This window comes from Streptomyces phaeolivaceus, from assembly GCF_009184865.1.
In the GTDB taxonomy this organism is placed as follows: domain Bacteria; phylum Actinomycetota; class Actinomycetes; order Streptomycetales; family Streptomycetaceae; genus Streptomyces; species Streptomyces phaeolivaceus.
The window spans coordinates 3,258,998-3,273,123 of the sequence record NZ_CP045096.1 but is presented as its reverse complement, the minus strand read 5'-3'; the positions used below and the strand labels follow the sequence as shown (position 1 = coordinate 3,273,123).

The 14,126-nt window shown below is 66.9% G+C and carries 17 protein-coding genes and 2 pseudogenes; 13 read left to right on the top strand and 6 right to left on the bottom strand.

The genetic code is table 11. The annotated features are described in order from the left end of the window. Positions 1–72: 72 nt before the first annotated feature. Together F9278_RS15240 and F9278_RS15235 are read left to right on the top strand one after the other, a co-directional pair. Positions 73–474, top strand: coding sequence for a hypothetical protein (locus F9278_RS15240; protein WP_152167259.1), 402 nt, complete (start codon positions 73–75; stop codon positions 472–474). A 52-nt stretch (positions 475–526) separates the two neighbouring features. Beyond that, positions 527–994, top strand: a complete 468-nt coding sequence (locus F9278_RS15235; protein WP_193241495.1) for an ATP-dependent DNA ligase — start codon at positions 527–529, stop codon at positions 992–994. A 167-nt stretch (positions 995–1,161) separates the two neighbouring features. Here the strand turns inward: F9278_RS15235 and F9278_RS15230 are convergent, their stop codons facing one another. The 5 genes and pseudogenes from F9278_RS15230 to F9278_RS15210 form a co-directional block, all read right to left on the bottom strand. Further along, positions 1,162–1,581 carry a DUF6233 domain-containing protein gene (locus F9278_RS15230; protein WP_226966755.1) on the bottom strand — a complete coding sequence of 140 codons (420 nt, stop codon included), beginning with the start codon at positions 1,579–1,581 and terminating at the stop codon, positions 1,162–1,164. Positions 1,582–1,616: 35 nt separating this feature from the next. Then, entirely contained in the window at positions 1,617–1,820 is a 204-nt protein-coding gene (locus F9278_RS15225) for a hypothetical protein (protein WP_152168818.1), read from the bottom strand. A 149-nt stretch (positions 1,821–1,969) separates the two neighbouring features. Then, positions 1,970–2,242 (bottom strand): annotated as a pseudogene (locus F9278_RS15220) (IS630 family transposase); the annotation flags it as partial. 17 nt (positions 2,243–2,259) lie between these two features. Further along, positions 2,260–3,345: an IS110 family RNA-guided transposase gene (locus F9278_RS15215; RefSeq protein WP_193241993.1), complete on the bottom strand. Its 1,086-nt coding sequence runs from the start codon at positions 3,343–3,345 to the stop codon at positions 2,260–2,262. A gap of 224 nt (positions 3,346–3,569) precedes the next feature. After that, positions 3,570–4,442 (bottom strand): annotated as a pseudogene (locus tag F9278_RS15210) (IS630 family transposase); the annotation flags it as partial. 130 nt (positions 4,443–4,572) lie between these two features. Here F9278_RS15210 and F9278_RS47070 point away from each other — a divergent pair. The 11 genes from F9278_RS47070 to F9278_RS15160 all read left to right on the top strand — a co-directional run bounded on the left by F9278_RS47070 (position 4,573) and on the right by F9278_RS15160 (position 13,195). After that, positions 4,573–5,274, top strand: a complete 702-nt coding sequence (locus tag F9278_RS47070; RefSeq protein ID WP_226966753.1) for a hypothetical protein — start codon at positions 4,573–4,575, stop codon at positions 5,272–5,274. Next, positions 5,271–5,606: a type II toxin-antitoxin system PemK/MazF family toxin gene (locus F9278_RS15200; protein WP_152168815.1), complete on the top strand. Its 336-nt coding sequence runs from the start codon at positions 5,271–5,273 to the stop codon at positions 5,604–5,606. The genes F9278_RS47070 and F9278_RS15200 overlap by 4 nt, the downstream gene beginning before the upstream one ends. Before the next feature lie 182 nt (positions 5,607–5,788). Continuing rightward, positions 5,789–6,307 carry a hypothetical protein gene (locus F9278_RS15195; protein WP_152168814.1) on the top strand — a complete coding sequence of 173 codons (519 nt, stop codon included), beginning with the start codon at positions 5,789–5,791 and terminating at the stop codon, positions 6,305–6,307. 35 nt (positions 6,308–6,342) lie between these two features. Next, the gene (locus F9278_RS15190; protein ID WP_152168813.1) at positions 6,343–7,035 is read left to right on the top strand and encodes a hypothetical protein; all 693 of its coding nucleotides are present in this window, start codon (positions 6,343–6,345) and stop codon (positions 7,033–7,035) included. Positions 7,036–7,677: 642 nt separating this feature from the next. Continuing rightward, positions 7,678–8,439 carry an alpha/beta fold hydrolase gene (locus F9278_RS15185; protein ID WP_193241493.1) on the top strand — a complete coding sequence of 254 codons (762 nt, stop codon included), beginning with the start codon at positions 7,678–7,680 and terminating at the stop codon, positions 8,437–8,439. 120 nt (positions 8,440–8,559) lie between these two features. Next, a complete protein-coding gene (locus tag F9278_RS46175) occupies positions 8,560–9,072 on the top strand; it encodes a hypothetical protein (RefSeq protein WP_193241491.1) in 513 nt (170 codons plus the stop codon). 73 nt (positions 9,073–9,145) lie between these two features. Further along, positions 9,146–9,979, top strand: coding sequence for a transposase family protein (locus F9278_RS15175; RefSeq protein ID WP_152168808.1), 834 nt, complete (start codon positions 9,146–9,148; stop codon positions 9,977–9,979). Positions 9,980–10,150: 171 nt separating this feature from the next. Beyond that, the gene (locus tag F9278_RS15170) at positions 10,151–11,884 is read left to right on the top strand and encodes a hypothetical protein (RefSeq protein ID WP_152168811.1); all 1,734 of its coding nucleotides are present in this window, start codon (positions 10,151–10,153) and stop codon (positions 11,882–11,884) included. Between the two features lie 258 nt (positions 11,885–12,142). Further along, positions 12,143–12,469, top strand: a complete 327-nt coding sequence (locus tag F9278_RS15165; RefSeq protein ID WP_152168810.1) for a hypothetical protein — start codon at positions 12,143–12,145, stop codon at positions 12,467–12,469. A 183-nt stretch (positions 12,470–12,652) separates the two neighbouring features. After that, a complete protein-coding gene (locus F9278_RS46170) occupies positions 12,653–12,817 on the top strand; it encodes a hypothetical protein (protein WP_193241492.1) in 165 nt (54 codons plus the stop codon). A 75-nt stretch (positions 12,818–12,892) separates the two neighbouring features. Further along, positions 12,893–13,195 carry a hypothetical protein gene (locus F9278_RS15160; RefSeq protein ID WP_152168809.1) on the top strand — a complete coding sequence of 101 codons (303 nt, stop codon included), beginning with the start codon at positions 12,893–12,895 and terminating at the stop codon, positions 13,193–13,195. A gap of 68 nt (positions 13,196–13,263) precedes the next feature. Here the strand turns inward: F9278_RS15160 and F9278_RS15155 are convergent, their stop codons facing one another. Next, positions 13,264–14,097 (bottom strand): transposase family protein, encoded by an 834-nt coding sequence (locus F9278_RS15155; RefSeq protein ID WP_152168808.1) that lies wholly within the window; start codon positions 14,095–14,097, stop codon positions 13,264–13,266. Positions 14,098–14,126: the final 29 nt, after the last annotated feature.

Genomic DNA, 14,126 nt, shown 5'->3' with positions numbered 1-14,126 from the left:
GAATCACTGCGCAACTGCGCCCACCGGGTCCCGCCGAATCCGGGATCCCAAACAGAAATTTAAGGAAACAGAGTGAGTCCCACACACGACGAGCGCATCCGCATTAAAGCGGCCATGGAACGAATCCTCACTGGAGAATCGGAGAACTCAAGCGGCGCTCTAACCATCGTCGCTCTGGCAGTAGAGGCAGGAGTTCCGAGAAACGCGCTCACCCAACGGCACCTCGACCTCAAGAACCTCTTCTACCAGAAGGTGCGAGCCCTCGGCGGCACTCCAGACAGCGAACAACGCCTCCGCCGGGAGGTCGCCAGGTTGAAGCGACTACGGAAGGATGATGCGGAAGAGATCCGACAGTTGAAGGCAGACAATGAAGCTCTCGTCGGCGCCCTCCATCTCGCACAACTTGAAAACGAAGAGCTTCGCCAGCAGCTGGCAGAGGCCGGGGGCAAGGTGCACGTCATCGCGAGGAGGTGAGGCGTGGTCCTTGACGCTGTCCGTCCGCCGGCCTCGCTTCAACACGCTGAACTTGACAGGGAAGCTGAAGGGCGGGGCGCAACGCTACCTGCCCGGGGTGCGCGGCTGGTACAAGATCCGCCGCAGGGACACGACCGAGGCCATCGTCGGCGGCATCACCGGAGCCCTGGACCGTCCCCGGACCGCACTCCTCGGCCGCTACGACCAAGGCGGGACGCTGCGGCTCGTCGCCCGCACTATGCCGTTGCATCCCGAAGTGGCCCGCAGCCTCGGCGAGCGGCTGACCGCGGCCGGGCCCGCTCACCCCTGGGCGGGCGTGCGCTTCACGACGTCGTGGAGATCGCGGACCCCGCTCGACGTGATACTCGTCGAGCCGGACACCGTCACCGAGATCGACGTGGACACCGCCCGGGACCGAGGAGCGTGGAGACACCCGGTCGGGGTTCTCCGGATCCGCCACGACATGAGGCCCGGCGACGTACCAGCATTCGACGAGGGCACGACCCAGACTGACGACTGACCGACACCGGCGGCTGGACACGTTCCCCCTCGGACCTCTCTCCGTAGACGCCCACGTCCAGGGTGACGGCGCTCCGATCCGTCACGGAGGCGATGCGCTGACACATCTCACCCATGCGCCCAAGAGCACGCCCATTCCTCGTACAGGCCGGACAGTGGTCAGGCCGGTCACGCCACGTCAACGCCCAGCTCGGTGTCCGGCCGACAGAACTGGCACGGCTCGATACTCGGATCAGTCAGTGCCGCCCGCGCCTCGTCCGCTCTGATCCGATGCGGAGTGCCCTCGACCATGGTGCAGTCATCCAAGTGGATCACGGCGGGCTCGGGCCCCGTCGGGGTGCGTTTCTGCTGTACGACGAAGCCCACATCCCTCGCCGACGGCGGGGCGAGGGCGGGGAGATGGCCCCCGCCCTTCGGCCTGCGTGCCGGCCGCTGCGGACGACGGCCCTCGGAGTCTGCGAGCGCGGCCAGCACAGCGTCCCGCTGGAGCCGCAGATAGACGGCCACAGCCTGGTGTTCCGCTATCTGGCGGTCGATGTAGGCAAGGATCGCCCGGAGCCGGAGCTGATCAGGTGGCAGCTGGGACATGAAGTGCACCATCCCTGTACGGGGGCGTCGCACAGTCAGCTTCCTGTGCCCCTCCCCGCGTACATCGCCGACCGTGCGGCGGTCGTCAGGCGGCCCTCCCAGTACGGGTGGAACAGCCCCGTCGTCGAGAGCCGGATGAGTTCGCGTCGCAGCGAAGTGCACGGCCGGGTGGCGAGCTGGCGGTAGGCGCTCTGCCGCGCTTCGAGGCAATGGGCGAGGTCGGTTGGCATGGGGCGCATGCTCAGATTCAATCATGTGTTCGAATTCTGCTGCCAGTGCGAACGCTGCTGACCCGGCTGTCCGATGTGACTAAGCGCCTGACGTGACCCTTGAGTGGTTCAGATGGCTGCTTTGACGCTCAGTGCGGCGGCAGGTAGCTAGTGCCGCATCAGGCAACGTTGGCCCTGTCGACGACGGCGCGTAGGTGCCGGTCGTCGGCGTGGCGGTTTCGCCAGATGATGTAGCGGCGGATCATGCTGCCCTGTTCTTTGTGGGTGGCGTGGTCGGTGCCGTCGAGGGTGAAGTAGCGCAGGGCGGTGAACTGGGCTTCGATGCGGTTGAGCCAGGAGGAGTTCGTCGGGGTGTAGGCGATCTCGACGTTGTTCGCGGCGGCCCAGGTGCCGACCCGCTGGCACTTCTTCGTGGTCAGGTGCGGGGAATAGAAGCCCCTATGTTTCGTCAAGCCGCAGAAGGGACCCGATTGGTGACTCGGGGCTGGATGTACCGGTAGAGCTCGCGGGCGACGTACCGCTTCAGACACCGGATGATCTCGCGCTTGGACATGCCCTCGGCGGTGCGTCGCTGCAGGTAGGACTGGGTGCGTTCGTCCCAGCGTATGCGAGTCTGCACGATGCGGTAGAGGGCGGCGTTGGCCTGGCGGTGGCCTCCGCGGTTCAGGCGTCGGCGTTGGGTCTTGCCGGAGGACTGTTCGACCGGGCTGACACCACACAGAGCGGCGAAGCACGCTTCGTCGACGAGCCGGTCGGGGTTGTCACCTGCGGCGATGAGGAGGACAGCGGCGCTGTCGGGCCCGACGCCGACCAGGTCCAGCATCTGGGGCCGACAGACACGAACGGCCCTGGTGGTGCGGCGGGTGAGCTCTTTGACCTCGTCGGACAGGTGCTGGGCCCTGCGGGCGAGCAGGCGCATCGTGAAGACAGCCTCGCCCCGGTCATCGACGTCGAGGGCCGCACAGGTGGCGACCAGCGCAGGGTTACTCAGGCCGGACAGCACCTCACGCAGGTCCGGGTCGATGGACATGAGGACAGCCTTGAGCTGGTTCAGCGCCTGCGTGCGAGCCTTGACCGCCGATTCCTTGGCCAGCCGCAGGACCCGCATGGCCTCCACGGGCCCGTCCGCGCTCTTCGGCACGGTGGTGGCCCGTCCGGACAGCACTGCACGAGCGGCCGCGTCCGCGTCGATGGCGTCGGTCTTGCCGCGCTTGCGCCGGGTGGCACGATCGGGTTGGTTGATCTCGATGACGTCGATGCCCTCCCGGCGCAGAACTCGGGTCAGCGCGGCTCCGAAGGAGCCGGTGCACTCGACACCGGCCCGACGCAGGAAGCCGAACGATCTTGCCCAGGTGAGCAGTTGGCGATAGCCGATGGCGGTTGTCGGGAACTCCTGCTGAGCGAGCGAGGCACCCAGGGTCGTGATGACCGCAGCAACATGGGCGTCCTTGTGGGTGTCCACCCCCAGGATCACGTCCTCGGCCTCCTGGGCCGGGGCGGGGACCCGCTGGGCGGGCAGCGTCGGCTGGGGCATGCTGGTGACGGTCACGAGGCTCCTTGGACTGGGTCTGGTGGCTGACACCGGTCCGGTGGACGGTCAGAACTGTGACGGTGCTTTGTGCAGCAAAGCCCCTATCGGGACACGTTCACCGGGCCGGCGGCAGTACGCACCGCAGGAGGCCGGGGCCGACAGTTCTACTCCAAGGCAGCTGCGGCCAGTTGTCGCACGGGTCAGGCTCCGGCCCCCTGCGGCACACCATGATCCTCACAGTTGTCGCAGATGATCGCGATCCGCACCGTCGGCGGGTAGAGGGTTCGCAGGTAGCGGCAGAACTCCAGGAACTGGGTGCGGCGCTTGACCAGCTTGATGTGGCCGTAGAGCTTGTCCCTGGCCAGGTCCAGGGCGGCGAACAGGTGCCTTACTCCGCCGTAGCGGTTGTAGGTGGCCCGCCGTCTGCGGCGCGGCTCACGGTCGGGGTCCTTGCCTTTGCCGCCGCGTTCGGCCCACTGCTTCCCGGGGTGGGGCATGAGGTTGAGCGGGCCGAACTCGTCCATGCAGAAGATGACTTCGGGCTCGCCCTCCTCGGGTAGGACTTCGCCGTCGGCGATCGCGTAGAGGTGCTCGACGCGGGCCTTCCTGGCCGCGTAGTCGGGGTCGCGGGAGGTCTTCCAGGTCTTCAGGCGTTGAAAGGAGACGCCTTCCTCGCGGAGCAGGATGCGCAGGCCCTCGTGGCTGATGTCGTCGACCACCCCCTCGGCGACCAGGAAGTCCGCCAGCTTGGACAGACTCCAGGTCGAGAAGGGCAGGTCGTGCTCGGTCGGCTTGGACTTCGCGATCTTCTTGATCTCGCGGCGCTCGGGCAGCGTGAACGTCCTGGGCCGCCCGCCCTTGTATTTCGGGTAGAGCGAGTCGAAGCCGTCGGTGTTGAAGTTGTGGATCACATCGCGGACCCGGTCGTCGCTGGTGAACGACACCTCGGCGATCTTCACCACGGGCATGCCCTGGGCGGACAGCAGCACCATCTGGGCCCGCCGCCAGGTCACCACCGATCCGGTGCCCCTGCGGATGATCCGCAGCAGCCGCCGGCCCTCGTCATCGTCGATCTCCCGGACCCGCACTCGTTCTGCCACGAGAACAGCATGACCTGCCCGCGCCGCCCGGACCGACACCCGGACAGCGCGTCACAACAGGGCGAACGTTGCCTGATACGGCACTAGTGAAGATCCCCCCCATGTTGAACAAACGTTGTACGCTCGAATCATGAGCGTTGGATTCCGTCCTTCACAGGAGGACAACGAGATAATCCAGGCCCACAAGCGTCCCGATGAGTCGACCTCCGATGTGCTTCGTCGGGCGCTGCGCGCGCTTGACCGTGAGCGGTGGGACAAGCAGGCGCGCGAGGACATGGAGCGAATCGCTGCGAGTGGTGAAGACCTCTCCGACGAGCAAGATGAGTGGGGATACGACGAGGACGGTCGCGCCACCGATCTTCGCGGGCGCACCACCAAGATGACTGGTGAGAACACTGGAACCGGCACGGTTCATTGGTTCCACCATGACACCCTGAAGGCGGCCCTCTCCCTCAAGCCCTTCGAGCACACCACCCCATTGCTCCTTTCCCCTCTCTCCGTGCGCGTGCCTGACACCGCGAAGACCGCCGAGCTGATCAGGGGCTTCGCAGAGATCACCGACGCCCCTTCGGAGCAGGCCCGGCTATTTGGGTGGCACTCGTCGTTTGCCCTGCCTGTGTTCTCTGCCTCTGACTGCGCCCTCGTGGACATGGACATTGCGGAGGCAGTCCGGGAGGCCGATGCGCTGATACCCGTGTCTGTGAAGGGTTCCGAGACGTTGGTCCGGCAGCATTCCGGCGAGGCTCGTGCTGCGTCCTGGAACCTGACCCGCCTCAAACTGGCACGTCTTCGCGCCGCCCGCGCCGCCGCCCGCCGGGCCCGCAAGCGGTGATCCGCGGCTCGGTGTACCCCGTTGATCTCGGCGACGCGAAACGGGGACACGAACAACGGGGCAAGCGGTTCGGCATCGTTCTCAGCGACACCCCCGACACCTGGTCGACGGTGGTCATCGTGCCGACGTCGACCAGTGCACAGCAAGCGATCTTCCGTCCCCGTCTGGTCATTGCCGGCCGGGAGACAGCGGCCTTGGCGGACCAGGTCCGCACCATCGACACACAGTTCGTGTGCGGGGATCCCGTAGATCACTTGACAGGTACGGACATGGCTCAGGTTGAGTTCGCGCTCGGCAGACTCCTTAGGCTTCGCATCAATCTCGACTACTAAGCCGTGTAGCGAAGACCGACCGAGGCCAGTCGTGTCACGCAGGCTGCTGATCGGCGCCGCCAACTGAGGTAGTCGATGGCCAGCTGGCGCGCTCAGTCACATCCAAAGGGGTTTTCCGTGCTCACCGTCCTACTGTGGGAGGGCAACGATCTCTCCTGGGAGCACAACGAGTGACAGCGTCAATGGAGCGGCTCTGCGACTGGGTCGTCAATAAGGACAAGGTCTGGGTTCACGGCGACCGGATCACCGACGGTCACGTCGCTCTCGACATGCGCCTCACCCCAGGGCTCGACCCTGGCGAGGTCGGCCGGGACGGACAGTGGGTCCTCCGCAAGGCGCAGCCCTCGCGTTGGGTGTCTGAGCAGCACCCCGACCTCTCGGACGTCATCCCGGACCCGGCCGACGGCGCGGACTGGAGCGAGGTCGCCTGGTCGGCCTGGGTGACCCGCGGCCTGCGTATTGGCGCGCTACAGGGCGCCGCGGTGGCCGTGGACCACGGGTGGCTCTCTCGCCTCCAACCCGGCTACCGGATCGAGGGGGCTCCCGGACACGGGATCCTGCGGATCGTGACCAAGAAGCCCGAGCCGTCGCTGCTGTCGGGCGGTGCCGCGCACCGAACGGTGGTCGGTGTCGTGATGCCCACGTCGATCGAGGGTTCGGATGCGGTCCTTGAAGCCATCGTGCAGGACCTTGCCGGGTGAGCAAGCGGCCTCAGCTTCCAGGGGATCCTTCCGACTTGTACCTGCGCATCTCCTACGACGACGAACTCTGGGACACCCCGCAGGCAGACACGCTGGAGCGATGGAGCGTGTCCGTCCTCCACCGCCGGCGGGTGCACGACGGAGGCCAGGGGCCGGCGGCCACGAGCAGCTGCGTAACCGTGGAGTGCCCCGCGTGCACGGTCGAGGACGTCACCGTGGGGTCGATGACGTTCTACCGGGTGCACCTCGACCGTGGCCGGAATGCGTTCCGGGCCATGGAAGAGGAGTCCGAGGACCTGTACGAGACCGCCCAGGTCCTCCTCGATCCCGAGACCGGCTCGTTCACCAGCGAGGTCAGCGAGAGGCTGGAGTACGTCGGCTCCGCCCTGCTCGTCATGGACCGGGTCACCCTTGAGCCACACTGGCGCGGACACGGCCTGGCCCCTGCACTCGCCATCGAGGCGATCCACCGGCTCATGACCGGATGCCGGGCCATCGCCTGCTCACCTGGCATCACCGACCTCAGCAGCCGACGTCTGACAGACCAGGGCGAGTGGGACCGCGTGAACACCAAGATCGCCCAGGGATGGCAGAGCCTCGGGTTCCGCCTCTTCCACGACAACGTCTATCTCCTCTCGCCCGCCTCGCAGGACCTGGAGGAACAGCGCGGCGCCCTTCGAGGGCGGCTCGCCGAACTCGGTGCCTCGTGGCGGAAGGGCACATCATGACCGGCCTCGCCACCATGAGAGGCGGCACGTCAGGGGCCGGACTAGGCGCGGGCGGGGGGTAGGTCTCACGGAAGCGGAAACACCACAGCAAGAGAAGGCCGCACGTCTTCGGCGGGCCAAGGAAAAGGACGCCCAGGCTGATAAGCAGCTTCGGACCGAAGCCGTTAGCACTCGCAGTACATCCGATGGTGCGGCCCACCGCGAAGCTGGTCTTCGGAATGAGCTATCAGCGCGAGCCGTAGAGAAGGCGCTGACGTCGATTGAAGGGCCCCGCACTCAGCCTGGGCGGGGTGGAGTTCCCGTTTCTCCCCACGCTGGGCCAGCCGACGTGCACGTTCATCAATCCCACGATGGACCATGAGAGCCACCTATTGAGCCTTTGCTGTGATGGCACCCGTCGCCTTCACACCTTCGGAGCGGGACGGTATACGGCGGTCCAAGCCTTGAGGGAACCAGCTTGACGTGCCGGGATGAGTGAGTGTCTCCGCGGCCTGTTGGCCGGTAGTGTCCCGACGTCGGTCCTCCACCAGCAGTCACGGCACTAACGGTTGAGCGTCTCTGTGTGCAACGGGCTCGGAGCAGCGTCATCGGTGCGCGACAATCAGTCGCACGCAGGCATCGCGAGGAGTACACGGAGGCGTAGTGAGCTCAGGCACCACCAACCTGGGAGTGGTGTTCATCCACGGGCTCTTCTCGTCCGAGAAGACGTGGGACACGTTCGCTGGTCTCATCGAATCCGATGAGGAGTTGGCTTCAGTCACGGTGACGCGGTTTGCCTACGCGTCGCCCAAACTCCGCCGTTTCAGACCTGACCGCCGCACGCCCGACTACAACGATCTCGCAGAGCGATTGAAGACGTTCCTGCACTTCGAGGCATCCGAATACGACCGCCTGGTCCTGGTCGCTCACAGCCAAGGCGGGCTGATCGTGCAGCGCTACCTTGCGCGGATGCTCAACGACGGGCAGGGCGAGGCGCTCACCAAGATCCAAGGCGTCGTGCTGTTTGCCTGTCCCAACGACGGCTCCGATTTCGTACGTCCGCTTCGCAATGCGTGGTGGCGGAGCAACCCTCAAGTGCGCGCACTCGCGCCGCTCGATTCCGAGGTGAAGGACGCACAACGCACCGTACTCAGACAGGTCGTTGAGGCTCCGGAAGTCGGGCCGGCCATGTGCCCCATCCCGTTCTGGGTCTTCGGGGGCATCGAGGACAATGTCGTCGTCCGAGCCTCCGCTCAGGGTGTCTTTCCCCGCGTCTTCATGCTGCCAGGAGACCATTTCAGCATCATCGAGCCCGACTCACACAAGGCCCCCGCCTACCTCGCTCTTCGCGAACGCCTACTGGACACTGAGCCTTCGCCAAGTTCGTTTCCGCAGTTCAGTGGGGCTGGTGTGATGCGCGGGTGAAGTCCTCGCGCTGGCAGGCGGGGTGATCGTTAGCACGAGATCGTCCGGCGCGGGCGTTCTCGCGGGTTCTGGCGTGAGGTTCGGGGCTGCCGCGTAGGTTCCGCGTCGGGAGGGATGTTCATGACAGACGTGCTGACGTGGACGATCGGGCGGCGGCTTGAGCTGGCGAAACGTGTTGAGGTGCTGCGTAAGGAGCTGGGCGAACTAGAGCTGGAGGTGGCCCGGTTGGAGGCCGCAGAGGTGGTGTTCGGGCAGTGGGCCGAGGCCACGGGCGGTGGACGGCGGCCGTCGGGCATCGTGTCGCCGGAGCCGGAGCCGGAGCCGGAGCCGGAGCCGGAGCCGGAGCCGGAGCCGGAGCCGGTTGCTGTGACGGTGGGCCCGGGTGCGGGCGGGATGCGGGTGGTGCCCGATCGCGTCGAGGGGATGGGGCTGGAGGCCCTGACCTGGGAGTACCGCCGGATCATGGAGATCGTGGCGGGGGCGGGCGGTCCGGTGATGGCCAAGGAGGTCGCCCTCGCGCTGGGCCGGGAGACGACCCCGGCGAAGATCGAGCCGGTCCGCGGCCAGCTGCGCAAACTCTCCGACCGTGGCTGGCTCGTCCGCACGGCATCGGGCCGCTACCGACCACGCTGACCAGCGGTGCTGACGGACGGACGGTCCGATTCCTGCCGTAACGCGAGGGCCCCCGGCGGGAGTTGGTTGATGTGTGACGAAAAACCAGCCCGCCGAGGGCGCTCAAGAAGTTGTCTACCAGGTCCGCCTCCCGCTGTCGAAGCGGACCATCGACCTCGTCGCCGACCTGATACGCCGGCGCCGGAACCAGATGCGCTCGCCCTGGCGCAAGGCCGAACCCGGTAAGCAGGCCGTCATCGTGCTCGCCGTCCTGCGTCACGACCAGCGCCTGGCCGACATGGCCGGCGGCAACGGTGTCGGGGAGTCCACCGTCCGCCGCTGGGTGAAGGAAGTCGTCAGGCTGCTGGCCGCCCGCGCCCCGCGCCTGGACCGGGCATTGAAGAAGATCGCCCGCGGCGGCGGGGTCGTGGTCCTCCTCGACGGCACCCTGATCCGCACCCGCCGCCGCACCGGGAAGGACGACCGGAAGAACTACTCAGGCAAGCACAAGACCCATGGCCTGCTGTTTCTCGCTCTGACCGACGAGAAGGGCAACCTGATCTGGATCTCCGCGGCCAGGCCCGGCCGGTCCAGCGAAATCACCACCGCCCGCCACAACAAGATCACCGAACACCTGCGGGAAGCCGGCCTCGGCGCCCTGGCCGACCTCGGCTTCGTCGGCCTCGACGACAAACCCGACGACGACCCGGTGATCATCACCGGCCGCAAGGCCACCCGAAACCACCAGCTGACCGCCGCCGAGAAGGAGACGAACCGCCTGGTCAGCCGCGAACGCGCCGCCAACGAACACGGCTTCGCGGACCTCAAGAACTGGCGGACCCTGACCAAACTCCGCACCGACACCCGGCAGGCCACCACGCTCCTGCGGGCCCTGCTCGTCCTGGCGAACAGCGAAGTACAGCGGTAACCAGACAGGGCGGACGATCTCGCCCCGATGATCACGCCACCGGCCAGCGTGAGGACCTCATCGACACATCACACCAGCCCCACTGAACTGCGGAAACGAACTTGGCGAAGGCTCACTCAGCTCCTCGTAGTTGCCGCGGACCCGACCACCTCCGTTCCCGCGAGTCTCCCTGTGATCGCGAGCGCGCCCGAACCGTGGGGAGACAAGGCAAAGGCTGCGCGGATTCTGGAGGTACTGCCCCCGTACGCCGATTGGCTCAAGACGCTGCGCACGCAGCAGTTCTTTGTCGTCAGTGGCCGCGTCAACAGGCTCATCCACGAGGCAGCTGACGCGCTCAGGAATGACCCCCTCGGGTTCATCGACCTCGAACTGAAGCAGGCGGCGGCGGCGTTCAGCCAGGCCGCCGTGCAGCTCAGCGAGGAGATGATCAACCTTCTCTTTGCCGACAGGGCAGAAACCGAGGCGTATGAACGCTTGTCGGTGCAGGAGAAAGAGGACGCCTGGAGGTTCGTTGTCGGCGAGCACCAGCCCGGCGAGGACGAACGCCGTCTGCACACGCTACGCAACGACTTCTTCGAGACATACGACATCCTGGTGTGCCTCCTCAACGAGCGCCTTCTCGCGCCCGGACAAGCAGCCGCCCCCACCGCACCGGACACGTCAGCGGCCGTGGCCGAGTCCGTCGCGGTGCCCGACACTGTCGGCCCGCAACCGCGCGTGGGCCAAGGTTTGCCGCTGCACGAACACGACCTGCTCGGGGCGCATTACCAACTGCGGTCCGCGGGGCTCGGTCAGCCGACCACCGGGGCATACCTGCACCGCGTCACCGCTGTGCAGCACTTTGCCGCCAGAGAAGGTTCCGGGCCAGGCTGGGTGCTCACCCTGCGAAAGGGCCGAGCCATAGCCGTGAGTGAACCACTGTGGCGGGCCCTGCTGACCGCGGGACACCCAGCAGGGAACGGCGACCCCCTTGCGGCTGTCGGATACCCCACTGCTGCGGGGACCGACAGCGTGGTGCTTGGCTCCGACGTCGAACGCTTCGCCCTTGAAGGAGGAGACTGGGGCCCAGGCTGCCTGGTGCGCACGGACCGCGACTGGCGGTGGGAGCCCCAGGAAGACGTGGGATTCAACCAGACGCCCTCCGCCAGGAACTGGATGGCCCTCCAGCCCGCACCCCAGTTGCGGGTGCGGGCTGTGGTGACGCTGCCCTGGGACCAGGCCGGGGGGCTGGAGATCACCCCGGCACGTCGCCGCGAACTTGCCCAGGCGCTGCCCATCAGCCGCTTCGCTGGCGCGGTGACCATGCTGTCGCTGAGGAGGGGCGCGGACCTCCCTGCCTCGGACTGGCAGTTGGGACCGCACCGTAACGCGAGCGACTCGCTGAGCTACTCGGCAACCATCACCGCCGAGGGCGGCCGGCCGGTTTTGGCCGGGGCGGTCATGGTCGCTCTGCCTGGCGCGCTGCAGTCGCACACCGTGACCTGCGCTGAGATCACGATCCAGGACGCCGCTGCCTGGGCTGCCGTTCTCCCTTCGGGCTCCTCGACGAAACTCACACTTGAGGAAGTGGAGGCAGTCCTGCTGGCAGCCTGGGAAACCGCCGCCGATCTCCTGCCAGCGGTCGTGCGTGATGAAACGACGATACGATGGGCAGGCGCGCCTACCGTTGAGCTGCGACTGAGTGCCGAAGGACCGCACGACCAGCCCCGGGCCGGCCTCGGCACCCTTATCGATGTCCGCGCGCTCGGGCGGACTGACCGCAGCTCGCTGTCCGAGATGGCGGTGACGATCAAGGGTTCTCCCATGCTGGAGACCACCGAGCGTCACGGGCGCCTTCGTCGTGCTCTCGTGCACATGGTCCAGCGCTTCGGATACGTCGAGGCCGACGGTCACCTCTTCGGCTGAGTGGGAAGCAACGAAATGTGATTCTGGGCGGTAACAAAATGCAGGACACGTCCCTCCCGTGTGGTCCCCGAGGCGCAAGCGGTGTGGTGCCTACGTCCAGGGGGCGGCCGGTGTACCGTCCGCGTCCAGCCCGTACGGCCACAAGCCTCTCCACTTCTCAACGACTCGCTGCTCGGAACCGTTGCTGGCGTCTGCAGCCCGCCGCAGCAGGGCTTCAGCACCGCTCCGGTCTCCAGCGGCTTCCCGGAGACGGACCAGTTGGCACAGAGCGAAGCTGTCGCCAGCGTCGGCGGCTTGCCGCAGCAGGGCTTCAGCACCGTCCCGGTCACCGGCGTCTTCCCGGAAGCTGGCCAGTTGTCGCAGGGCGAACTTGTCGCCAGCGTCGGCGGCTTGCCGCAGCAGAGTTTCAGCACCGTCCCGGTCACCGGCATCTTCCCGGAGATCGGCCAGTCGGCGCAGGGCGACGGTGTCGCCAGCGTCGGCGGCTTGCCGCAGCAGGGCTTCAGCACCGTCCCGGTCTCCGGCGTCTTCCCGGAAGCTGGCCAGCAGTCGAAGGACGCCGTCGTTGCCGGAGTCCCGCCGTAGCAGGGTTTCAGCACCGGCCCGGTCTCCAGCGTATTCCCGGTGCGTGGCCAACTGGAGTAGGGCGTAGGTAGCGCCGGCGTCGGCGGCCTGCCCGGCCAGGCTTTCGGCGCTTTCCGGATCTCCGGCGTATTCCTTCAGCTCGGCTAGCTGGAGTAGGGCGTCGGCGTCGCCAGCGTCAGCAGCTTGCCGCAGCAGGATTTCAGCACCGTCCCGGTCTCCGGCATCTTCCCGGAGTTCGGCCAGTTGTCGCAGGGCGTCGGTGTCGCCAGCGTCGGCAGCCCGCCGCAGCAGGGCTTCGGCGCCTTGCTGGTCTCCCGCGAATACCCGGAGTTGAGCAAGCTGACGTAGGCCAACGGCGCCGGCGATTCGTTGCAGCAGGGTTTCAGCGCCTTCTAGGTCTCCGGCGTTTGCCCGGAGTTCGGCTTGTCGGAGCAGTGCTTCCGTAGAGCCGTTGTCGGCGGCTCGTTGCAGCAGGGTTTCAGCGCCTTCTTGATCTCCACCGACTTCCCGGAGGTGGGCCAGTTCGAGAAGGATGTCTGGGCCGCCGTTGTCGGCGGCCCGCCGCCGCAAGGTTTCAGCGCCTTCTTGATCTCCAGCGACTTCCCGGAGGTGGGCCAGTTCGAGCAATGCGTCTGCATTGCCAGCCTTGGCAGCACGCTGTTGGAGGTGTCTGGCCCATTGAGCCTTCGCCAAGTTCGTTTCCGCAGTTCAGTGGGGCTGGTGTGATGTGTCGATGAGGTCCTCACGCTGGCCGGTGGCGTGATCATCGGGGCGAGATCGTCCGCCCTGTCTGGTTACCGCTGTACTTCGCTGTTCGCCAGGACGAGCAGGGCCCGCAGGAGCGTGGTGGCCTGCCGGGTGTCGGTGCGGAGTTTGGTCAGGGTCCGCCAGTTCTTGAGGTCCGCGAAGCCGTGTTCGTTGGCGGCGCGTTCGCGGCTGACCAGGCGGTTCGTCTCCTTCTCGGCGGCGGTCAGCTGGTGGTTTCGGGTGGCCTTGCGGCCGGTGATGATCACCGGGTCGTCGTCGGGTTTGTCGTCGAGGCCGACGAAGCCGAGGTCGGCCAGGGCGCCGAGGCCGGCTTCCCGCAGGTGTTCGGTGATCTTGTTGTGGCGGGCGGTGGTGATTTCGCTGGACCGGCCGGGCCTGGCCGCGGAGATCCAGATCAGGTTGCCCTTCTCGTCGGTCAGAGCGAGAAACAGCAGGCCATGGGTCTTGTGCTTGCCTGAGTAGTTCTTCCGGTCGTCCTTCCCGGTGCGGCGGCGGGTGCGGATCAGGGTGCCGTCGAGGAGGACCACGACCCCGCCGCCGCGGGCGATCTTCTTCAATGCCCGGTCCAGGCGCGGGGCGCGGGCGGCCAGCAGCCTGACGACTTCCTTCACCCAGCGGCGGACGGTGGACTCCCCGACACCGTTGCCGCCGGCCATGTCGGCCAGGCGCTGGTCGTGACGCAGGACGGCGAGCACGATGACGGCCTGCTTACCGGGTTCGGCCTTGCGCCAGGGCGAGCGCATCTGGTTCCGGCGCCGGCGTATCAGGTCGGCGACGAGGTCGATGGTCCGCTTCGACAGCGGGAGGCGGACCTGGTAGACAACTTCTTGAGCGCCCTCGGCGGGCTGGTTTTTCGTCACACATCAACCAACTCCCGCCGGGGGCCCTC

What these genes read in the sequence shown, in the direction of transcription:
- F9278_RS15230 (WP_226966755.1), bottom strand. Translation starts at nt 1,581, where the DNA reads ATGTCCCAGCTGCCACCTGATCAGCTCCGGCTCCGGGCGATCCTTGCC.
- F9278_RS15225 (WP_152168818.1), bottom strand. Translation starts at nt 1,820, where the DNA reads ATGCGCCCCATGCCAACCGACCTCGCCCATTGCCTCGAAGCGCGGCAG.
- F9278_RS15215 (WP_193241993.1), bottom strand. Translation starts at nt 3,345, where the DNA reads ATGCCCCAGCCGACGCTGCCCGCCCAGCGGGTCCCCGCCCCGGCCCAG.
- F9278_RS47070 (WP_226966753.1), top strand. Translation starts at nt 4,573, where the DNA reads ATGAGCGTTGGATTCCGTCCTTCACAGGAGGACAACGAGATAATCCAG.
- F9278_RS15195 (WP_152168814.1), top strand. Translation starts at nt 5,789, where the DNA reads ATGGAGCGGCTCTGCGACTGGGTCGTCAATAAGGACAAGGTCTGGGTT.
- F9278_RS46175 (WP_193241491.1), top strand. Translation starts at nt 8,560, where the DNA reads ATGACAGACGTGCTGACGTGGACGATCGGGCGGCGGCTTGAGCTGGCG.